The following is a 22,568-nucleotide window of genomic DNA, read 5'->3' on the forward strand; positions in this document are numbered from 1 at the left end:
TAGTTTTGCGTATAGCGGATTTTGACAAGTTATCGAGTAACATATCCTTTGAACAAAAAAATCCTTTGAAGCGGTTCTTTATTCGTTAATTGGAATTTTAACATCTATGATACGATGAAGATCAATCTAATAATACCCTTTATAATTCTTTCTTTTTTCGCTACGGCCCAAGAAGAAAAACAGTACAAAATAAGGACCGTCGCGTTCTATAACCTCGAAAACCTCTTCGACACCGAGAACGACACCCTCACTTTTGACGATGACCGCACGCCCGAAGGAAAAGACAACTGGACCCTTGAGCGCTACAACAAGAAGCTGGACAACCTTTCAAAAGTTTTATCCGAAATCGGTTCGGATATCACGAAAACCTCTCCAGATATTATTGGTATTAGCGAAGTCGAAAATTTAAAGGTCATCGAAGACTTGGTCAATCATCCCAACCTGTTATCCAAAAATTATGGAATCGTCCATTTCGATTCGCCCGATAGGCGCGGTATCGATGTGGCTCTGCTCTATAAAAGGGCGGTCTTCATGCCCACTTCTTTTGATAGCAGGAGATTATTGCTGAACAACGACGAAGGAGAACGGAAATACACCCGTGACCAGTTGGTCGTCGGCGGACTTTTAGACGATGAGCAGTACTACTTTATGGTCAACCACTGGCCTTCGCGAAGTGGAGGCGAAGCACGGAGCAGACCCAATCGCATGGCCGCCGCCAAACTGAGCCGACGGATTATTGATTCCGTTCAAAAATTGGATGCCACGGCCAAAATTGTCGGGATGGGCGATTTTAACGATGACCCGATCAACGACAGTTTTAAAAAAATATTGAGGACCAATGCCGACCCCGATGATAGGCCAGCTTATGAAAATCAATTGGAAGAGGTTGCCCTGGTGAACCCCATGGAAGAATTGTTCCGCAAAGGTATAGGCTCCCTCGCCTATCGGGATAAGTGGAATCTTTTTGATCAGATCTACTTCACCGAAAACTTGGAACATGCCGAAAATAAGACCTATCGCTTTTGGAAGGCCGGAGTTTTCAATGCGCCCTATCTTATCTCAAAAAAGGGGCCGTATAAAGGATATCCGTTTCGTACCTATGCAGGCGGGAGTTATGCCGGTGGGTATTCGGATCACTTTCCGGTTTATGTTTATTTGATCAGGGAAGCCTCTTACGTCGAGGTTAAAAAGTAGCAGTCATTGCGAGCCGTGTCTGTCTACGGCAGACTACGGCGCAGCAATCTGTTGAGTTTCCTAGAAGGTTCAACAGATTGCCGCGTCGTTTCGTCTACGGCTTCACTCCTCGCAATTACGTCTCAATTCAACTCCTTAAGTTTAATATTCCGCCACTTCACTTTTATTCCACCACCGGCATGAATCTGAAGGGCAATCGAGCCTTCCCCCTCTCCAATCTTTTCATCGGCGAGAGTTACCATTTCGGTACCATTAAGCCATGTCGTTACGGTATCGCCATCGACCCGAATCTTCATTTTGTTCCATTTACCCATTTTTAAGGCCTTGTCTTTTGCAGGGTCGGGCTTGATGAGCCATTCGCGGCCGTACGATTCATAAATGCCACCGGTATCATGTCCCGGAGGAGCTACTTCGATTTGCCAACCGCTGATTTTTGTGCCATCGATGTTAGAGCGGATAAAGACTCCGCTATTGCCATCGGCTTCTTGTTTGAACTCCAAGGTAAGCTCGAAATTCTTATAGTGCTCGTCGGTTCCCAGGTAGCCGTATTGGGCGTCGGGGCCGCTTTCGCAGATTAAAAGTCCGTCTTCGACGTACCATTTTTCGGTGCCGTAGACCGTCCACCCGTCAAGATTTTTGCCGTTGAAGAGGTCTTTTTTTTGGGCGAAGCTAAAAGTTGTTACAAGGACAGCAGCTAGAACTAGTAGTTTTTTCATTTTTTGGATTTTAGTTTAAGTGTTCTTTAAATTTCAGGCACTCCCCCGCCTGAGGCACCTGTACATTTTTCGTGTTCCTTTGATCGCTATTCGGATCCTAGGCAGGGGAGAACTTTTGGATTTGATATTTTGATGGTTTTCAACATATTCCGGCCTTCAATTCGATTTGGTTCAGTGACCCCGTCGGAATGACAAATAATTATGAATTTAGTTTATCCACTGCCCCCATGGAATACGGCTCAAAATCAATACTAAGCCAAGGCCGTAAAAAATGGTGATGCTTTTAAACTTTTTCCTCCCCTCCATAAACTTCTTATGCCGTGACCAACCTATGGTGATAAGTATAATAGCGATGATGTTGATAAACGGATGCTCTACAGCCAATAACCTGGCCGGGGCATTTAACCCGCCCATACCAAAACTCTGTATCGCCTGCAATCCGCTAGGCGACATGAAATAAAGCAACAGCCCTACCAAAAGCTGAATATGTGACAATATCAGGGCAAAAAGACTGATGCGCAGGTCTTTTTCCATGGTGAACATCTTGTTGTTGATCCACCCCATAATGGCGTTGGCTACGGCCAGAAAAAGTATGGCCAATACCACGTAAGCCAAGTAAGAATGAAGTGATTGTATCCATTGGTAGCCTAATCCGCTTTCGGTCATTTGAATTACGTTTAAAAATTTTTTAAATGTACTGAATTTTCGGGGACAAAAAAACCCTGACTGTTCCGTCAGGGTTGGTTTATTAAAATTCGTATCGGATTTAGAAATTAAATCTCACGCTGGCATTCCAAGTCCTACCAAAACCGAAGTATACACGGTTGCTTACGTTAATACCGTCGTAGGTCTCATCGCCGGCCTCCACAAAATCATTCGTGTCGGATTCAGCGATATAGGTTGTATCGAAAAGGTTGTTAACATTGATCCGAAAGCTTAGCAAATTCTCGCCTAAAGGAAGCCCGTAAGATACGCCTGCATCGGCCAGACCGAAAGAAGGCAGCTTCAGGGCACCGTTCTCGTTAACATCGGTCGCATCGAAATCGGCATAGAGATTATCGGCAAAGCGATAGCCAGCATCGAAACTGAGGTTTTCTATAATGCCGATATCAGTACCGATGTAGGCCGTAAATTGCGCGGCATCGCCGACCTTGACACCGTCCAAGGGCAGGATTTCTTGCTGTGGCTGACCATCTATAATTATCGGTTCTTGGTTGTTATCAAAAAACGTGGCACTCACATCACCTTGATATTTCCAATTACCGATGGACATCATCCCCGTAAAGGCGATTCTATCGCTGACCTGTAGTCTAGCATCGAATTCCGCGCCTGTATGCACCTGCGTAATTCCCAGCAAATTAGCAGTGCCGCGTATCTCTTGCGGGGTGCCTGCGTTAAAAGTTGCTCCCGTATTAGCGAACCTATCTTTCCAGCTGGTTCTGTACAGGTTTACATTGGCCCTGAAGTTAGAACTTCTATAGCCGTAACCCAATTCGGCTCCAACGATTTTCTCGTTCGTCAAGTTCGGATTCAAATTATTGCCAAAGTTAATATATACCGCATCGAACAGAGGTTGTTTGGAATAATAGCCCGCATTCGCAAAAATATTGTGGTTGGCATTAATATTCCAGTTGACACCCCCTTTTACATTACCACCCAAGATATTTTCAAAATCTGTTTTTTCGGGGGGCGTTTCCTCAAAAAATTCTTCCCTAGCGAAACCCTGATTTGATAAAGCGCCCTGAACGAAAGCGGTAATATCTTCGGTAAAGTTGTATTCCACCTGCGCAAAAACACCTAGCCAATTGACGAGTCCGGTATTGTAATAATCGATCTTTTCTTCGTCATCGATATTACCGAATACCCACCAAGGCTGGTTCCCCGGGTAAGTTTCCAAAAACAAATTGGAAGCGCCTTCTCCCAACGGATTATTTTGGTCATCGGTTTGTTGATATACATCGCCTCCCAATCTATCATTTACTCTTCTGTAGTGATATCCTTTATATGTTCTTAAATCAAGCCCAAAATCAATTGTCAATTTTTCGCTGATACGATTATTAAAGTTCGCCAGCAAGCCATACCAGTTGTGAGAATTTAAAGATGACCTTCTAGTAATTCCATTCGTGTTGTTCGCGTTAGGATTCCTATCACTATTGTTAACATATTGACCATCTATTTGCTCTCTTGGATTGCCATCATTGAAATCAGCTACCGCCGTTCCGCTATTGTAGGTAGCAATATCGTCTACGCGTACTAAACCGTCGGCGGTTCGCGGCAAGGCAAATTGCCGTCTCCCTCCAATCTCACCGATCTCACCCAATGAGCCACCCCGTCCGAAAGATGCATAAGTTGATGTTTCTAAAGTAGTTTTATCGCTAATATCCCAGGACCAGTTTAAACTGATTACCGGTTTATGATAAAAATTGCCTGAAAATGTATACTCCTCCCCATTAAGATATCCCCAACTCTCATTGTATCTTCTATTCGGTTCACCATCGCCATTACCATATCTAATTTGATCACTTATCGAAGTAGCGCGACCTCTTTGATTATGCCATTGCGGAGCACCGGTAACCGTAAATTCCAAACTATGTTTTCCGGTAGAATAGCCTAAAGCCACAAAGAAATTATAGCCTTCGAATTCAGTACCATCGGCGTACATGCTGCCTCCGGTTCTACTAAATAATAGAGATGTTGAAAAACCATTGTCCAATCGACCTGTTGAATAGGAAGCTAACGTCTTTACATAACCGTCATTACCTACAGTGCCCCCAATGGTACCCCCTTCTGCGTTCGCAGCACTTTGTGTGACCACGTTGATGGTTCCCCCCACGGAAGAAACGGCAAGTTTCGAAGATCCGAGGCCCCGTTGTACCTGAATGGCAGAAGTGACATCCGCAAGACCGGCCCAGTTGCTCCAGTATACCTGTCCGTTTTCCATATCGTTAACGGGTATTCCGTTAATCATTACGGCGGAGTTGTCTGTGTCGAAACCCCGAATATTGATTCGGGAATCACCGAAGCCGCCCCCGGATTTCGTGGCGTAAATGGAGGGCGTGGTATTCAAAATTTCAGGAAATTCCTGTGACCCCAATTTTTCCTGTATTTCTGCCGCCTTTATCGTAGAAACGGCAACAGGTGTTTTTCGGTCTTTGGCAATATCCTGCACTCCGGTAACGATCACTTCATCTAAACTTTCCGCATCTTCGAGCAAGGTAATCCGCCCAATATTCCCCGGTCCGTTAAAATTCACTTCCTTTCGTATGTATCCTATATACGATACCACTAATGTTCCGGATGCTTCGGAAACCTCAATGGAAAAATTACCGTCAAAATCGGTCGAAACTCCATTTGTTGTTCCTTTCACAACAATATTAGCGCCGGCCAAAGGTTGATCCATTTGTTGATCGATAACCGTACCCGTAATCGTTCCCTGCGAAAAAGCAACGGCCGCAATCAAAAATACAGCCATTGCGAAGTAGAATTTTTTCATTTTCTTGAGTGTTTGTTAATTTTCTTTTACGCTGCAAAAGTGCCGTATTTTTAGCAATCGCACATTAAGCGAACGTTAAATAAGTTCTGCAAAATTAACAGGAAATTGGGGTTACTCACGCCTATAAGACAAGAATTTATCGGCAGGTTATGAAGAAGTATGAAATTATAGTTTCAATTCTTAAAAGACTGTAAGAAATTTAATTGAGAGGAGCTTAAATTAAGTATTTCGGAGACGCTTACCCATACATAAGCGGGTTTATTTGTCGAGCGAAGCCAAATCTTCCGGCAGCATCTCTTTTTCGATCGGCATTTCTGGATACTCCATACAATCCAATTGATCTTTGATCGGAGTGATATATGTAAAATAATCGGGCTGTAAGGTCTCGGCCAAAGGTTCGGCTTTTGGAAGGTCTTCTTTCAAAGGATCTACCTGACGTCCGTTTCTCCAAAATCGGTAACAAACGTGGGGGCCGCTGGTATTACCGGTCATACCGACCCATCCGATAACGTCACCCTGTCGAACGTATTCGCCTCTTTTTACCTTCTGCTTTTTCATATGCAGGTACTGGGTGGAATATGTGGCGTTATGGCGGATTTTTACATATCTGCCATTGCCTCCCTTTCGGGTCGATTCGGTTACGGTACCATCGGCAGTGGCCATTATAGGGGTGCCTACCGGTGCCGCATAATCCGTTCCTTTGTGCGGTCGTATCCGATTGCCATAATAACGAATCCTTCGTTTTAGATTATATCTCGAGGACAACCTTCCGAATTCAACGGGCATTCTTAAGAAAGTTCTTCTCAGGTTGTTGGCATTTTCGTCAAAATAATCGACTATGCTTTTGAGGGAATCGTTTTCATAGGCGAACGCATATATCGGTTTTCCGTTATGTTCGAAATAGGCGGCTTCGATAGGTTCGGATCCCGCATAGATGGAATCGTTAATAAATTTCTCTTTGTACAGCACCTTAAATCTATCTCCTTTTTGAAGCCTTGAAAAATCTATGGTCCAAGCGTAGACATTGGCCATATTATGGGTAACCATATAATCTATTCCCTGCTGCAATAATGCATCCGATAAACTTGTTTCTATAATACCGGAAAGTTCTTTCTCTACAAATTTTACTTTTTTCCGTTCTTTGTATGCCCTTACACTGTCCCGCAAATCTACCACCGTATAGTTTATCGCGTCGTTCTCGTAAATAAAGATCTGTGCGGTCTCGGCGGTATCCTTTGATTTTAGGATGAGATAGGGATTGCCCACTCGAATTTTCCTTACATCGAATGTATCGCGGTATTCCTGTGAAATTTTGTAGATTTTCGGATAGTCCACTTTGTGCTGTAACATCAGCTCCCCGAAGCTATCGCCTCTTCTGACCGTGTCTTGCTGTACCGTAAATTCATCAAGGTCGAACCCGAATTGTTTGACTACAGGCTTTTTAATGGGCACAATGGAAGCAATTTCCTTTTTTGATTCCCGTAAGCCCGACTCGGCATCCCTATTCTCCTTGCAGGAAAAAGATAGCGCCAGTATTAAAATGATGCCCCAGTATTTTTGCATTGTAACTCCTTTATTTTTTATTTGGATTAAAGATATGGTCTACCCATTGTTTTCCCCAATCATTTAACTCTTGTTTAGAATATAGTGCCGGAAAAAATATGATTTTCTGAAAATCGGGCGGTAGGAATTCTTTCCAATTCGTACCCCCTGTAGCCTCAATTTCGCCCTTGTCGTTGGCCAGATGTCGATGGGCGGCCCCCATATGCATCAAAGGCCAGTTGATGTTCGCATTGGTATCCAATATCTTTAACGCTTCAATAAGTGCTTTATTATCTTTTTTCTCCGGGGAAAGGCCCAAATATTTGTGATAGACCGTATTGTTGTGCACCTGTTTGGATATACGTATCAATCTTGGGGTATACCGATACTCGAATTGTTTCAACGTAAGGGTTTTTTCTCCGGTAGCCAAATCGGTCGCTCCTTTTTTCCAATATATCGCTTCGTAAAGCTCTTCAATGCTGCTTTTTGGGGAAAATTGGTCTCGTTTACTGTGGTGCACCAAATTCTCCATTGGGGTAGCGTAGATTTCGATCATGCGAAACTGTGCGGACTGAAAGCCGCTGGCCGGCAGCAGTGCCATTCGGTATTGCAAAAACTGTTCGCGCTCCATTCCCTTGATCATAATACCAAAGGACGAAATCATGGCCTCGTAATAGCTATTGATACGTTTTGCCTTTTGGATGAAAAAATCGAGGTTTTGTGAACGGTCGTCGACGAGTTGTTTCTGTTCGTGAAGAATGAGCTTAAAATACAGCTCGGTAATCTGGTGGTACATGATGAAAATTTCTTCATCTGGAAAGTAGGTACGCGGCTGCTGTAGGCTCAAGAGGGTATCGAGATTTATATAATCCCAATACGTAAGATAGCGTTGGTACAGCAATCCATCGAGATAAGAGCTAAGATCTTGTCCAGAGTCTTTGTATTTATCCTCAAGTCTAAGAATCTGCCCGTCGATCCGCTGTTTATCCTTCATTGTATGGCTTCAAAGCACAAATTTACTGGAAACGAAACTTTTTGCCAAGGTCAGTCTGAGAAATAGGATGATTTTGTTCACAACCCTAATTTAATTTGTAAAGGTGGATTCCGTAGTGTCTATAATAGGATTACTTCAATCCATTATAATCTTGAACTGGTTTTTTAGTCCATTGTAAGCTTCAAGATCTACTTTTATCGAACCTACCGCCAAATCAGCCTGTATTCTTACAGGGATGCGATTATCATCGGTAGAAACCCACAACGCAAGGCTTTCTTGCTCTTTAAATATCCTGCCGGACTGTACCAAGGGCCTAAATTTATAACACTCGACCTTACCAAACTTTGTCTTTAGTACTTCTGTGCCGATATACTTAAGCTTAAAGTCGAAAATGCCGTCATCATCAAATAACATCTTCAGATTGACCGCTTCGCCCTCTACCAAATCTTTAGGGTCATAGTTGTTTCTCAAATAATAAAAAGCGGACAGAAGGTCTTGAATGCTGTCTTGTAGATTAAAACTATAGGTTTTCTTATTTTTTTTATCGTTCAGTACCGCAGTATCCTTTTGATGGTCAAAATTTATCTCGTAATCTTTGGTGTATCCGCCCTCATCAATTTTACGCACGAACCTGTAGGGTTTCATATCTTCCATCCCAAAATAACTTTCATACGTATCGTCTACCTTAAAGAATAGGCTCGCAAAACCTGTGGTCGCGCCTTTTCCGACCACATGATATACGGGCACACCCTTAATAGTATTGGATTTCACATGTAATGTGGCGTAGCTTGCATTTAACAGCCCGTAATGCATACGAAATTTAAGCCACTCGCCCGGTTGAAAAGTAGATTCCCTTTTCGGGTGTTTCTTGTTTTTAGCATGGGGAGTACTTACCTCGGAATTCAGCGCCACGTCACTCGAACCGCTTTGTTGGGCATTGGTCAGCAATCCGAACGATAGAAACATTAGTATCAGAACATTCTTCATAGCTTTCAAATTAAAATAAAATTACAAAATGCCTTACTTAATATACGTTGGCTAACTATAACTTAAACAAAATTTATTCCAAAGTATTGTCCGCTATTCAAGATTAACTTCAATTCGAGAGATCCAGCCCTCCGGTGGGAGTAGGCGAGACGCTGCTCGACCAAAAAAAAAGCCCTGACAAAATTGCCAGGGCTTTTCCTAAATAACCAACCAAACTTTAAATTATGAAAAACCAATACTTAAAGTTGTAAGGGAACCACCCCTTACACTGACAAATATACGCCACATTTTCAGATGGAAAATCGTTTTAACTTACTTTAACTCGCGCCTTAACAAATCTTTAGGCATAGCAGCTCGATTTAACAGGTTCATTATATAATTGGAACTTAAAATATTTAAACATTTCCTATCTTTCATTTTACAATGATGACTTTAGGAAAAGAAACACAGCAACCAAAAAAGTGTTTTTATAGATGCCACATTTGGGCTGTTGCATTAAAATATTGAGATAGGCCCATTTGCAAAATTTGTGGACCGCATTAATTTTTAAAATGCCGATATACAGATAATTTTAAAAATTGAAACTTTTAGGGTTGTCTAAAAACGTTCAAGCCATTTCAAATCGTCAAATGATAAAATCTTCTGTACACACAATAGTCATCATTGAAGTGGGAGATTGAAAGCTTTTTAACGCAACAGCAGTAATGCTACATTTAGTGTACGTTTAGAAACAATATAAACTGAAAATCAAAAGTTTAAGGTTCTGGCTATAGATTAAATAAGTTGTATATCGGGATACGGAACCTGTTCAATTTGACGCCAAGGTTCTTAAATTACTGCTTTTGAGAACGGATAGTTTCTAAACAAGCTATTAAGTTTGGACCCTAATATCATTATAAGCCGTTTCAATCAGTGCTGCTCCATACTGCCGCTCCAATCGCCGGATACCGAAATGTGCCTGTGCCATATTCTGAAAATGGCGAATAAACGCCAAGTTAATCGCTCCGCCTCCTACCGCACCGACCACGGGTACCGCCTGTGCTACGAATTTTTCGGAAACCTGAATACTAAACCGGGAAGCCACAACGGCAAGCACCCGGAGCATCGGCTGGGAAGCCCCGACTAGAAGGCCTTCCACCAATTTGCTCGTTGAACCCTTTACGGCGGCGTTCAGGGCAAGACGGCTAGCAAAATATCCCGTATCCAAACTGTCGTCGTGTTTGGTCTTCCCGCCTAGGGCGAATACCTGAAGACAGGCGAGTTGGGTGTCGAGGGTATTTAAATCTTCACCCTCGCTACGGGCGATATCCATAATCGAGCGCATCATCAATTTGGTGGTCAGGCCGAGATCTATGGCAAAGGCGCCAGCGCCGAAAGCACCACCGAGAATTCCCGATGAAGTGACCATCGCCTTGTATGCATTGTTCAAAGGGGCTATTTCAACCTTATCCGATTTCATTGAAATCAGATTGGTTTCCACTACTTTTTGCAATACTTTGAAACTGATCTGTTGCAGCCATTTTTGTTGTTTTTCCGGCAATAGTTTTACCCGGCCATCGATAAAACTTCCCATTTTGTTCAGGCCTTCCATGGCCCAACCGATGTCTTCCATTTTTTGTTTGGCGGTACGGAGGATATCAAGATCTTTCGTATTGAGGGTTTTTGTTGACGTCATATTATTTTTTTCAGTCTATAAAAAGAGCAACTGGCAAAACTTAGAAGGCCGTATTAGCATTTTCTAATCCCTAAAATAAGCAATTCCAAACAGTGTCGTATTATCATGTCGAAGTTTCCATCCGAAAATCTTTTTTGTTACATTTAACCATATACCGGTTATACTGGAAAAAACGAACCGATTTCCCATAACCTTGAATATTTTCACATACAATTATGCACAAAATAAATCTATACCTATTTTTTATCCTATCTATAGTCCAACTTTCCGCACAAACAAATAAAGACAGTACATTACGCGTCGGGTTTGCCGGATCCGAGCCTTTTGTAATGGTTAGTGATGAGGCTCAGGGTATCGCTCCCGATATTTGGAAGGAAATTGCCTTTAACGCTGAGCTGGACTATGAATTTAGCCCCTTCGCGTCAATCAACGATGGCATCGCAGCGATACAATCCGGCGAGCTAGACGCCTTAATAGGCCCGATAACCATAAATTCACAACGGGCGCAGAACATATCGTTTTCGCAACCGTTTTTCGATACCGAAATGGGCATACTGGCCCCGGTCATGGAACAGACATTATGGGACCGTATCAAACCCTTGTTCAGTACAAATTTTTTGATTGCCGTTATAAGTTTTTTACTGCTGTTGACCTTTGTGGGCCTTATTTTTTGGTTAGTCGAAGGACGAAAATATCCCGAGGAATATGGAAACAAACCTTCTAAAGGTATAGGTTCCGGCATTTGGCTGGCCTTGGTGACCATGACCACGGTCGGGTATGGTGACATGGCTCCCAAGACCCCCGCCGGAAGGGTGGTCATAGGCTCATGGATGATTATTTCCCTGATTATGGCGACCTCCTTTATCGCCGGTATTGCCACTACCCTATCCCTAACGGGGCGAAGTGAAAAAACGATTACCGAACTGGGCCAGCTCGAAGGCAAGAAGGTAGCGGTTCCCAACTATAAAAAAATGCTGGATAACTTCAAGGCGGTGGGCGGTACGCCGATAACCGTCAACAATGTCGAAGAGGGATATAAGCTATTGACCGATGACGGTGTAGACGCGCTGGTTTACGACATTGTACCCTTGGAATACATCGCGAACAAGGCACCGCAAGCAGATTTCAAGTTGAGCAAAAGAAATATCAATCCGCAACATTATGGCTTTGTTTTCCCTTTGAAAAGTGAATTGCGCCATACCGTAAACCTGGAGATATTGAAGCTGAAGGAATCAGGCGATATAGATCAGATAATTACCGGTTACGTTCAATAAAAACGCAACTCACTTTTCATTAAATTTACTATCCTCCGAATAGAGCAGAAGATTATGAATACGAACCTGATACTCATTTCAATACTGCTGTTTGTGTATTTGCTCTAAGTTAATCCATATTGGCTAACTTTGACACCTGTAATCTGCCCCGTAGCAATGTCTATGGCAAAACCTGAAATTTCTTTGTACGACTATATCAAAGCCCTGCACCTGATTTTCGTCATCACCTGGTTCGCCGGCCTGTTCTACATTCCCCGTCTTTTTATTTACCACATAGAGGCCTCCAAAAAACCATCGCCGGAAAAAGAAATACTGACCAACCAGTTGCAAATGATGACCAAAAGGCTGTGGTACATTATCACTTGGCCTTCCGCTGTTTTGGCCATCCTCTTCGCTGTTTGGCTGTTGGTGCTTATGCCGGGTTGGCTTCAGCAACCATGGATGCATATTAAACTCGGATTCGTCTTGCTACTTATAGCTTATCATCTTAAAAACCATCAGATTTTCAAACAATTACAGCGAAACGAAGTCAAATATACCTCGAACTTTATGCGTATCTGGAACGAGGGAGCCACGCTTATCCTATTTGCAATCGTATTTTTAGTCATCCTTAAAACTTCATTCAATTGGATTTTTGGGGTCATCGGAATCCTAGTCTTGGGAATTCTTTTGATGTTGGGGATTAAGCTTTACAAACGGATCAGGAACAGAAATCCGGAAGCTTGACAAGAACAAGTTCAAGCGCAAGAATCAAATTCAAGTTCAAAGAATACACTTAGATACTCCTACTAAAACTGAGGTTTTGTATCTCTAGATATGGATAGCTTTCCGATTATCAAATGTGATACGCCAATAGAAACAATTTCAAAATCCTACCATGTTTTTAGAAAAGATGAATGATTTTGAGTGTGGCTTTAAACAGATAAATAGATTCCATTATTTCTTTTTGAACCTGCGTTAGACGCTTGAACTTGAACCTGAACTTTTTTTGGTTCAATATTTGTTACTTTAGTAGTAAATTCCAACCCCTTGTTCAAAAAACTTTCCCTAAGATCGCGCATATTCGTGTCCATGATCTTGTTGGTGGTCATCTCATCGGTACTGATTGCGGGCGTAGCCATATTTCAGTCCCGCGAACAGGTACAGGACTATCACCATGAACGATTGGAACGCAAGGAAGAACAGGTGCGGCAAAGCGTCGAATATGCCTTACAAAGCACTACATACCCGGTTACCACCGAAAATTTGGGATTGATTTTCTCACAGCAGATCTATCAGATCGCGAACGTTCAAGACCAACGGCTAAACATTTATGATCTTGAGGGACAGCTAATCAAAAGCTCACGGGCCAAGTTTGAAACCGATTCGATTTCCAACTGTTTGGATTACTATATCCTCAAAAGATTGGAATCCAGTCCCAACAAACGCTATGTGGAAGAAAAAGCCTTGGCCGGCGATAACTATCGCGCATCCTACACCTACATCAAAGACCGGCGATTTAAACCTATCGGTATTTTGAACCTACCGTATTACGAAGACGATTCGTTCAATAACATGGAACTTCGGGAACTGCTTATGCGTCTGGCCGCCGTGTACTTTTTGATGTTATTGATCGCCATCGGATTGGCCTATTTTATATCGACCTACATCACGCGTTCGCTACAGACAATATCTGACAGGCTCGATCAGACCGATCTGACCAAAACCAATCAAAAAATAATGATTGTAAATCCCAGTGAGGAAATAAAAAAACTGGTCGACTCGTACAATGCCATGATCGACGAACTTGAACACAGTGCGGTCAAACTCGCCCGTAGCGAACGCGAACAGGCCTGGCGAGAAATGGCGAAACAGGTGGCCCATGAAATCAAGAATCCACTGACTCCCATGCGGTTGAGCGTACAGAGTTTCGAACATAAATTCGATCCAAAAGATCCGGACATCCAAAAAAAAGTGGCCGAATATTCCAAGACCCTGATCCAACAAATCGATACCATGAGCAGTATCGCTTCCGCCTTTTCCAATTTTGCCGAAATGCCTGCCCAACAGAACGAAACTCTCGACGTGGTAGATGTTGTTAAGCTATCATTGGACATCTTCAATGAAGATTATATCCATTTTATTTCCGAGGAAAAAGAACTTATCGCCAAGGTCGATCGCACCCAACTTATCCGCGTGGTGACGAATTTGGTGAAAAATGCTATTCAAGCCGTACCTGAAGTGGAATCGCCGCGTATTTTGGTCTCTGTTGCCGCCGATGGCGATTTTGTCAAAATCTGCGTGGCGGACAACGGTATCGGTATTGAGGACAGTTATCGTGAAAAGATTTTCGAACCCAAGTTTACAACTAAATCGAGTGGTATGGGCCTTGGTCTGGGCATGGTGAAAACCATTGTGGAAACCTACAAGGGGAGTATCGATTTTACCTCGAAACCTGGGAAAGGCACGGTGTTTTCAGTGCGGTTTCTGCGGGAAAACGTAAATTGAGTTCTTGTCGAAAAATCTATAAGGTTGCGTTCGCTGAACGGGAATAGTTATTGAATTATCAATTCGATAGGTTAATCATTATCTTTGAAAATAGTCTGATTTCAAAAAAGAATACTATCAGCCCCTAAAATTGCCAATATGAGTTACAACAACATCCTAGTAGAAGAAACTAGACCCATCGGCACCATCACCATCAACCGCCCCGACAAGCTCAACGCATTGAACCGCGAAACAATCCAAGAATTACACAAAGCGTTTAAAGCCTTGGAATCTCAAAAAGAAATTAAGGTCATCGTCTTGACCGGCAGTGGTGAAAAAGCCTTTGTTGCCGGGGCCGATATCTCGGAATTTGCGGATTTTTCAGAGGAAGAAGGCGGGAAACTTGCTGCAAAAGGACAGAAACTATTGTTCGATTTTGTTGAGAACCTATCCAAACCGGTAATTGCCGCCGTCAACGGCTTTGCTTTGGGCGGTGGATTGGAACTGGCTATGGCCTGCCATTTTCGGGTAGCCAGCGATAATGCGCGAATGGGGCTTCCTGAAGTTTCGTTGGGCGTAATCCCTGGATACGGAGGTACCCAGCGTTTACCGCAGCTTATCGGAAAGGGCCGGGCGATGGAACTGATCATGACCGCTGGGATGATTGATGCGGCCAGTGCCTTGGATTACGGCTTGGTGAACCATGTTGTTTCCCCAGAAAATCTGCTATCCTTCTGCAAAGACCTGGCAAATAAGATATCGAAAAACTCCCCTGTGGCCATCAGCCATGCAATAAAAGCGATAAATGCGGGTTTTAAGAATACGGATGGATATGCCGAGGAGATCAAAGCTTTTGGACAATGTTTTGGTACCGCCGATTTTAAGGAAGGTACTACAGCATTCCTGAACAAGCGCAAAGCCGATTTTCCGGGGAAATAGCGAACGAAAAATTCGTCCAATAGATAAGTCCGCCCGCTGACAGATTCTGAATCCCAAATCAGGTTCTTGAAAATAGGCCTTACAAAAATCCTACTTATGAAAACTTCAAAGAGCCTTGCCGCCCTTCTCCTATTGACCGCGCTGAAACTTTGCTCGGCTCAGGATATCCCCGTGGAATATAGCCTAAGTGAAAATTATTCCGATAGGTATAAATATTCCACCCTGCTGACCAGCGATAGCTCCGCTGCAGGTGAGACGGTGTTCGTACGCACCTATTACGGAGGATATCCCCTGAGTCCAAAAGGGCATTTTATAGAAATCTACGATGCCGACCTCAACTTGGTTGGGGACTATAATTACAAATATGCCGGAGATCACATGGTCGATGGTTTTGTAAAAAATGGACAACTTTATCTGCTCGAACTTGCCTATAATGTCGGGCAAGAGGCCTATCAATATGTGGTACACCAAAGTCCGCTTGCCGACTTTAATTTTACGGAACGATTGCTCCTTTCGGTTCCTTCGAAAGAAGTAAGCAATCCCCTTGCCGTCAGCAAATACAATCAAAAATTTGGAAACGGATTTTCAACGGCGGTCCATTTCAACGATGAGCGTTCTGCCTTCGCCATTACGGTACATCACCGCGAAGGTAGGGACGAAAAATATCATTTGTATCTCTATGGAACGGACTTAAAACAGCAGCTGGATTACGATTTTACAGGACAAATTGACGATAAAAACTATGCTTTCGAGAATATCGAAGTATCAAAAGACTTAAAGACTCTTTATCTTACGGGAAAGGCTTTTTTTACAAAACGCCGTTTCGACGCCACAGAAAGACGATTTCAATACGAGCTGGTCAAAATCAATGGTGCAGGACATCAGATTCAGGAATTCAACGACACCGGCAGATTTCCAGAATCGCTGAAGCCGATACTGATCGGCACGGACCTTAAGGTCGTCGGTTTCTACGCCGACCGAAAGGACAACCGCTACAACGGACTGGTCTATTTCGATTTGGATGCTAATTCGCTGAACATCAAGAACAAAAAATACAATCCGTTTTCAGATCAGTTTATGATGGATAAATTCGGCCGTGAGGTAGATGCAGAACTCAAAAACCTCATTTTCAAAAATGTCCATATTACGCCCGAGAACAGCATTCTATTCAGTGCCGAAGAGTACTTTGTGACCAAGGGAGAAGATATTTCCGGAGGGGGTACCCAGATTACCGACCGCTATCACTACAACGACATCGTGGTCGCAAAACTGGATGCGTCCGGTGAAATGGAATGGGCCCGGAATATCAATAAGGCCGAAGTGACCCAAGGTGATGCTTCGTATGCTTCCTACGCCGCCTATGGCGATGGAAACGACATGTACTTCTTCATCAATTCAGGCGAAAATCCCCAGAAAATGAGCAAAGAACGGCTAATGTTCAAACAGGGCTACAGCCGTAATCCGAATATGTTCGTTATCAAAGTTGACGATAACGGAACGCTATCCCATAAAAAATTGGTGGACGATAGGGATGTGCGCCTACCTATCATGGTCTCCCGGCCGCTAATCGATAAAACTACCGATACCCTCTTGTTTTATGCAAAACGGGGGAGTCGAAAACAATTGGTACGGGTTTCTGTGAGGTGATCGCCTTTTTAAATTGGCAACCAAACATCTGAATATCAAAGATTTTTTTGGAAATTCGTACCCCCAGAGTAATCCCTCCGCCTGCGGCGCCTCACAAACCTTGCCGTCGTACTTTCTCCGTTTTGCCTTGTTCGTCTTGCCTTCTTCATAGAACGCTACGGAAAAAATCGGGCGAACTATAAAATTAACGTATTTAAATCTAAAACATAGGGTTATTTCCATAGATTTGGAATAAATCCATGTATTGAATTCTAACAATTTCATCAAAGGTCGGGGTGCCCAACAAAACACCCCCAATAGATTTCTCGAAAATAGTCACGAGACACGGGATGATTTTCTGGAATTCTGCCGTCTCGAAGGCGAGGATGCGGACAAGAACAAAACCCAGTACATTCCCATTTTCCCGAAGACCATTGTCAATAAGGTTAACAGTCCCGATGTAGGGATGTTGTATTCCATGAACCCGTATCAAGGCTGTGAACATGGCTGTATTTACTGCTACGCGCGCAATACGCATGAATTCTGGGGGTATAGTCCCGGTTTGGATTTCGAGCGCAAAATTTTAATCAAAAAAGCAGCGCCCGAATTGTTGGAGGCCAAACTGAAGAGCAAACGCTGGGAGGCCAAAACTATCGTACTATCCGGCAATACGGATTGCTACCAACCGGCGGAGAAAAAGTTCGGTATTACCCGCGCTTGTCTTGAGATTTTCCAGAAATACCGACATCCCGTGGGGATAATTACAAAAAACTCGCTAATTCTTCGTGATTTAGATATTCTGAAGGAACTGGCCAAAGACCGACTGGTCGGTGTCAACGTCTCGGTCACCTCCCTGTCCGAAGAAACACGCCGTATTTTGGAACCTCGAACGGCAAGCATCAAAAAACGGCTGGAGACCATCCGGATTCTATCCGAAAACAATATTCCTGTAAACGCAATGCTGGCCCCGATCATTCCGGGCATCAACAGCCACGAAATCATGAACTTGGCGAAGGCGGTTTCCGATAACGGGGCGCGGTCTTTTGCCTTTACAATCGTACGGCTAAACGGAGCGATCGGCGGTATTTTTACCGATTGGATAAAGAAAGCCCTTCCTGACCGAGCCGATAAAGTACTGCATCAAATCGAGGAATGTCATGGCGGTAACCTTAACGATAGCAGGTTCGGTATCCGTAGCCGTGGGGAAGGTAAGATTGCCACGCAAATACACGATTTGGTACGGCTGGCGCGGCATACCTATTTTAAGGATAAAAGCTTTCCTAAGTTAAACCATGAATCGCACTTGCCCTATAAGAGCGGACAGACGCGATTATTTTAGATACTGTTTTGAATTATATGATTAGAATTTTTAAAGGTCCCTAAATGGAATCACTTCCTTCGTTCGTTAGTGCCAACGGGTTCCATTCCCTATAAAATTGTTTTAGATACTCCATCATGTACCCATGACGATCTTCGGCCAGTTGCTTTCCGGTTTCCGTGTTCATTTTGTCCTTTAACAAAAGTAGTTTTTCGTAAAAATGGTTGACGGTCGGGGCTGTACTCGTCTTGTATTCTTCCTTGGTCATTTTCAGGTTCGGGGCGATTTCAGGATTGTAGATTTCCCTTTGTTTGAAGCCTCCATAATTGAACGCGCGTGCAATACCTATGGCGCCCATGGCGTCTAGCCGATCGGCATCTTGAACGACTGCTAGCTCCTTTGAAAAAAACTTGCGCCCCCGCTTCTTTTGCAAGCTGTTCTTGAACGACATGTTTTTTATGATCTTGACCACATGGCCGATGGTCTTTTTTTTAACATTGAGCTCCGCTAAAAAGTTTTCTGCCATTTCTGGACCCATGGTTTCGTCGCCATCATTGAACTTGGCATCTGCAATATCATGTAGAAGTGCGGCAAGGCTGACGACCAAAATATCCACTTTTTCATCCTTGGCAATAAATAAGGTGTTCTTAAAAACGCGCTGTATATGAAACCAATCGTGCCCTCCTTCGGCACCCAACAAGGTTTCCTTGACAAAGGCGATAGTCTGTTCGACAATTTCGGTATCGGTCATCTTAGTCATCGTTCGCATCGTTTATTTGTGTATTTGTTTCAAAGGATGTTATTCCTGAAACTACTGCTTTTTCTGTGGATGCTATAACGGTATCCAAATTTTCAGTGATTTCCATGGGCGGGTGCACCCGAAAGCTGATATGATTGCCAATACCGTTGGGAAATTTGCCATAGCGCAACATTTTCCAGGAGTTATCGATACTTACCGGCACCACCAAAGCGGATGGCGCGTTCTTCATCAGCAGTTTCAGGCCGGTGGACTTAAAGGGTTTCGGATGACCGGTTCGGCTTCGGGTGCCTTCTGGAAATATCACGGCACTTCGATTATATTTCTCGATATAACGCCCTAGTTTGGCAATTTCGACCAATGCCTGCCTACTATCTTTACGGTCTATCAAAACGGAACCGCCGTGCCTCAGGTTATAGGATACACTGGGTATGCCTTTTCCCAATTCGGTTTTACTGACGAATTTCGGATGATATCTCCGCATAAACCAAAGTATTGGCGGTATATCATGCATGCTCTGGTGGTTAGGCACGATAATCAATGGCCGGTCCCTCGGAATGTTATTAGGTTTTTCAAAAGTGTAGGTAGTCCCCAACAAAATCGTAGAACGCATAAGAAACCAATTCATAAGGGCCACACTTTTGCGATGCGCCTCATAGCCAAAAAGGGTGAAACAGACCCATTGTATTGGATGAAACACCAATAACGTAAGGCTGAACGCCATAAGGTAAAGCACGCTCAACGGATATGCCAATAACTTCTGCATGCTGCAAAAATAAGATACTGGGAATATTTTCGGAAAGAAAAATGGGATAGACGTTGGATGATGGGTAACAACTGACGTAATAGAAGGAAACCAAAAATAAAAAAAAGACCATCTTTTTTATAAAGTGGCCTTTTTTTCAATTTGTAATTCCTTCTGATTCAGAGGACTAATCACGACGACCTAACAAAACTGGTCATAAGCCCCAATCAAATTTTCGGCAATCAGCTCAGCAGGTCTGCCTTCAATATGATGACGCTCTATCATATGTACCAACTCGCCATCTTTGAACAAGGCAATGCTAGGGGAGGATGGAGGAAAAGGCACCATCAAATCTCTTGCCGCATTAACGGCCTCAACATCGACACCTGCAAAAACCGTAACGGCATGGTCGGGTCTTTTGGCGTTATGTAAGCTCAATTTCGCAGCAGGTCTTGCATTTGCTGCTGCACAGCCACAGACCGAATTGACAACGACCAAGGTTGTACCTGGTTTATTGATTGCATTTTCGACCGCTCCGGCCGTATGTAATTCTTCGAACCCGGCCGAGGCCAAGTCGTCTCTCATTGGTTTTACTAATTCTGCGGGATACATAGTTTTGTGTTTTTTATTTGGAGAACAAAGATACTGAATTAGTCGTGTTTTATAGGATTACTTAACGTTTCGTTCGGAAATTGATGGGCATTAGGCGCGCTCCAACCGAAATGGTTCACGGTTGAATTCTGCCTTGCGGCAGTTTTAAGCCCGTTGGCCGGCACGGCAGGTTTCAGGTCGTATTCTACTTTTTTGAGCCTTTAACTGTTACGCTGAGTACGGTCGAAGCTTTGTACAGAACTGCGAAACAGTTTTAGTCCTTGAATTTTATACGACCAACCACCACTGCTTACTGCCACTTTTGATATCTTTGCCAAAATTTTTATACGATATGATCAAATGGTTCGCGGCCATCGCAGGATATTATCTATTTCGGTTCCCCGGGGCGATTCTCGGGTTTTTAGTGGGCAGTTTTATCGATAACCTCAGTAAAAAAGGAGGCGGGGCACAGTCGGTTTTTAGCGACATGACAAGGCAGAGCGTCTCCCCTGCCGATTTCGAATTGAATCTTCTTTCACTTTGTTCTATTGTCATCAAGGCTGACGGACAGGTCAGCCAGCGCGAGATGGACTACGTGCGCCAATACTTCCTCAGTACCTATGGCAAGGAAAAGGCCAATGCAATTTTTAGGACGTTTAATGAAGTGGTCAAGAAACGGGAAATATCCGCCCAACGCATATGTGCTTTTCTAAACCAACGCACGCGTTATGAAGTTCGTCTTCAGCTTTTGCACTTTCTCTTCGGCATTGCACAGGCCGACGGTTCTGTAAGTGCTTTAGAAGTGGAGAAAATACGTGAAATTGCAGGGTATCTAAGGGTCGGTGCACGCGATTTCGAGAGCATCAAGGCCATGTTCATCAAATCGGCCAACAACGCTTATAAAATTCTCGATATCCAAAAATCGGCCACTGATGACGAAGTGAAAAAAGCCTATCGTACCATGGCGAAAAAATATCATCCCGACCGGGTAAACACTCAGAATGAGGCCATCAAACAAGGTGCAGAAGAGAAATTCAAGGAAGTACAACGGGCCTACGAAGAGATTCAGGCCGAACGGGGAATCGGATAGTTCGGCATTTGCAATAGGCAGCTTCCCCTGAATACTAACCATTATGCAAGACTTCTGGTTTTACATAAAACTTGGCCTTGACCACGTGCTCGATATTAACGCCTATGACCACATTCTGTTCTTGGCGGCATTGGCCTTACCATTTACATTCGAAAGTTGGAAAAAAGTCGTTGTTCTTGCCACTGTATTTACGACAACCCATTGCGCTTCGCTGGCGTTGAGCTCCTACGATTTAGTGGTCATAGATGCCGAGTTTATTGAATTTTTGATTCCCGTTACGATTGTGATGACCGCCATTTTCAACCTTTTGTATGTCAAGTCGGGCGCAAAGGGTGACCATATTGGGCTGCATGTGCTCGCCACCGCTTTTTTCGGATTGATCCACGGGTTCGGGTTCAGTAACTACTTTAAGATGCTGATGGCGGAGGAAGACAATACGCTTTCCCCCTTATTGGGATTCGCACTGGGCATTGAAATTTCACAGGTAATCATCGTACTCTCGGTATTGGTCGTCTCCCTTCTTGTTTCATCCCTTACAAAAGTGAAACATCCCTTTTATGTCACCCTTGTATCTGTTTTGATTATCCTTTTGACCATTCCCATGCTCATCGACACTTTTCCCTTTACCTGACCGCACAACGATTTTCACGTAAAATTAACCCTGGATTATTGTGAGGAAGTCACAAAGCGGCTACCTTAGTAATCTTTCCGAAAGCGGAATGAAAGAAAGTAAACAAAAAAAATACGATAAAGCTTACTTACGCATGGCCCAGGAATGGGGCAAGCTATCCTACTGCGAACGCAGGCAGGTGGGTGCCATTATAGTAAAGGACAGAATGATTATTTCCGATGGTTACAATGGCACGCCTACGGGATTCGAAAATATCTGTGAGGACGATGAAGGATATACCAAATGGTATGTTCTACATGCAGAGGCTAATGCCATCAGCAAAGTCGCCGCTTCCACCCAATCGTGCGAAGGTGCTACCCTGTACATAACCCTATCCCCTTGTAGGGAATGTAGCAAACTGATCCATCAGTCTGGCATAAAACGTGTAGTGTACCAAGTGGCCTATAAAGATGGTTCGGGACTAAAGTTCTTGGACCGGGCAGGGGTCGAGCTCGTTCACCTGCCTGAAATCAAGACTTTAGCTTAGTATT

The 22,568-nt window shown here is 43.6% G+C and carries 20 protein-coding genes; 10 read left to right on the forward strand and 10 right to left on the reverse strand.

Annotated features, from left to right (window positions below; translation table 11 throughout):
• Positions 1-114: 114 nt before the first annotated feature.
• Positions 115-1,194 (forward strand): endonuclease/exonuclease/phosphatase family protein, encoded by a 1,080-nt coding sequence (locus BLT07_RS17200; RefSeq protein ID WP_091872409.1) that lies wholly within the window; start codon positions 115-117, stop codon positions 1,192-1,194.
• 122 nt (positions 1,195-1,316) lie between these two features.
• Here BLT07_RS17200 and BLT07_RS17205 read toward each other — a convergent pair whose 3' ends face one another.
• From BLT07_RS17205 to BLT07_RS17235, 7 genes are all read right to left on the reverse strand, one after another.
• Entirely contained in the window at positions 1,317-1,910 is a 594-nt protein-coding gene (locus BLT07_RS17205) for a 3-keto-disaccharide hydrolase (protein ID WP_091872412.1), read from the reverse strand.
• 207 nt (positions 1,911-2,117) lie between these two features.
• The gene (locus BLT07_RS17210) at positions 2,118-2,576 is read right to left on the reverse strand and encodes a hypothetical protein (protein ID WP_091872416.1); all 459 of its coding nucleotides are present in this window, start codon (positions 2,574-2,576) and stop codon (positions 2,118-2,120) included.
• A gap of 100 nt (positions 2,577-2,676) precedes the next feature.
• A complete protein-coding gene (locus BLT07_RS17215; protein WP_091872421.1) occupies positions 2,677-5,403 on the reverse strand; it encodes a TonB-dependent receptor in 2,727 nt (908 codons plus the stop codon).
• A 258-nt stretch (positions 5,404-5,661) separates the two neighbouring features.
• A complete protein-coding gene (locus tag BLT07_RS17220) occupies positions 5,662-6,966 on the reverse strand; it encodes a peptidoglycan DD-metalloendopeptidase family protein (protein ID WP_091872426.1) in 1,305 nt (434 codons plus the stop codon).
• Positions 6,967-6,976: 10 nt separating this feature from the next.
• Positions 6,977-7,939 (reverse strand): tryptophan 2,3-dioxygenase family protein, encoded by a 963-nt coding sequence (locus BLT07_RS17225; RefSeq protein ID WP_091872431.1) that lies wholly within the window; start codon positions 7,937-7,939, stop codon positions 6,977-6,979.
• Between the two features lie 135 nt (positions 7,940-8,074).
• Positions 8,075-8,926, reverse strand: coding sequence for a DUF3108 domain-containing protein (locus BLT07_RS17230; protein WP_091872435.1), 852 nt, complete (start codon positions 8,924-8,926; stop codon positions 8,075-8,077).
• Positions 8,927-9,797: 871 nt separating this feature from the next.
• A complete protein-coding gene (locus BLT07_RS17235) occupies positions 9,798-10,601 on the reverse strand; it encodes an EcsC family protein (RefSeq protein WP_091872439.1) in 804 nt (267 codons plus the stop codon).
• A gap of 215 nt (positions 10,602-10,816) precedes the next feature.
• Here BLT07_RS17235 and BLT07_RS17240 point away from each other — a divergent pair, with 215 nt between their 5' ends.
• The 6 genes from BLT07_RS17240 (at position 10,817) to BLT07_RS17265 (ending at position 18,245) form a co-directional block, all read left to right on the forward strand.
• A complete protein-coding gene (locus tag BLT07_RS17240) occupies positions 10,817-11,875 on the forward strand; it encodes a transporter substrate-binding domain-containing protein (protein ID WP_091872442.1) in 1,059 nt (352 codons plus the stop codon).
• A 162-nt stretch (positions 11,876-12,037) separates the two neighbouring features.
• Positions 12,038-12,601, forward strand: coding sequence for a CopD family protein (locus BLT07_RS17245; RefSeq protein WP_091872446.1), 564 nt, complete (start codon positions 12,038-12,040; stop codon positions 12,599-12,601).
• Positions 12,602-12,946: 345 nt separating this feature from the next.
• Positions 12,947-14,362, forward strand: a complete 1,416-nt coding sequence (locus BLT07_RS17250) for a sensor histidine kinase (protein ID WP_091872450.1) — start codon at positions 12,947-12,949, stop codon at positions 14,360-14,362.
• A gap of 138 nt (positions 14,363-14,500) precedes the next feature.
• Positions 14,501-15,280 (forward strand): enoyl-CoA hydratase/isomerase family protein, encoded by a 780-nt coding sequence (locus BLT07_RS17255; RefSeq protein WP_091872453.1) that lies wholly within the window; start codon positions 14,501-14,503, stop codon positions 15,278-15,280.
• 96 nt (positions 15,281-15,376) lie between these two features.
• Complete coding sequence (locus BLT07_RS17260; protein ID WP_091872457.1) at positions 15,377-16,927, forward strand: hypothetical protein; 1,551 nt, start codon at positions 15,377-15,379, stop codon at positions 16,925-16,927.
• A gap of 244 nt (positions 16,928-17,171) precedes the next feature.
• A complete protein-coding gene (locus tag BLT07_RS17265) occupies positions 17,172-18,245 on the forward strand; it encodes a PA0069 family radical SAM protein (RefSeq protein WP_091872460.1) in 1,074 nt (357 codons plus the stop codon).
• A gap of 40 nt (positions 18,246-18,285) precedes the next feature.
• Here BLT07_RS17265 and BLT07_RS17270 read toward each other — a convergent pair whose 3' ends face one another.
• The 3 genes from BLT07_RS17270 to BLT07_RS17280 form a co-directional block, all read right to left on the reverse strand.
• The gene (locus BLT07_RS17270; RefSeq protein WP_091873016.1) at positions 18,286-18,975 is read right to left on the reverse strand and encodes an HD domain-containing protein; all 690 of its coding nucleotides are present in this window, start codon (positions 18,973-18,975) and stop codon (positions 18,286-18,288) included.
• Position 18,976: 1 nt separating this feature from the next.
• Positions 18,977-19,747: a lysophospholipid acyltransferase family protein gene (locus tag BLT07_RS17275; protein WP_091872465.1), complete on the reverse strand. Its 771-nt coding sequence runs from the start codon at positions 19,745-19,747 to the stop codon at positions 18,977-18,979.
• A gap of 180 nt (positions 19,748-19,927) precedes the next feature.
• On the reverse strand, positions 19,928-20,338 hold the full coding sequence (locus BLT07_RS17280; protein WP_091872470.1) for a BrxA/BrxB family bacilliredoxin: 411 nt from the start codon (positions 20,336-20,338) through the stop codon (positions 19,928-19,930).
• Between the two features lie 331 nt (positions 20,339-20,669).
• Here BLT07_RS17280 and BLT07_RS17285 point away from each other — a divergent pair, with 331 nt between their 5' ends.
• The 3 genes from BLT07_RS17285 to BLT07_RS17295 all read left to right on the forward strand — a co-directional run bounded on the left by BLT07_RS17285 (position 20,670) and on the right by BLT07_RS17295 (position 22,564).
• A complete protein-coding gene (locus tag BLT07_RS17285) occupies positions 20,670-21,407 on the forward strand; it encodes a TerB family tellurite resistance protein (RefSeq protein ID WP_091872474.1) in 738 nt (245 codons plus the stop codon).
• Positions 21,408-21,450: 43 nt separating this feature from the next.
• Positions 21,451-22,038 carry a HupE/UreJ family protein gene (locus BLT07_RS17290; RefSeq protein WP_091872477.1) on the forward strand — a complete coding sequence of 196 codons (588 nt, stop codon included), beginning with the start codon at positions 21,451-21,453 and terminating at the stop codon, positions 22,036-22,038.
• Between the two features lie 88 nt (positions 22,039-22,126).
• On the forward strand, positions 22,127-22,564 hold the full coding sequence (locus BLT07_RS17295; protein ID WP_091872480.1) for a deoxycytidylate deaminase: 438 nt from the start codon (positions 22,127-22,129) through the stop codon (positions 22,562-22,564).
• Positions 22,565-22,568: the final 4 nt, after the last annotated feature.

The organism is Pricia antarctica (assembly GCF_900101815.1).
Taxonomy (GTDB): Bacteria; Bacteroidota; Bacteroidia; order Flavobacteriales; family Flavobacteriaceae; genus Pricia; species Pricia antarctica.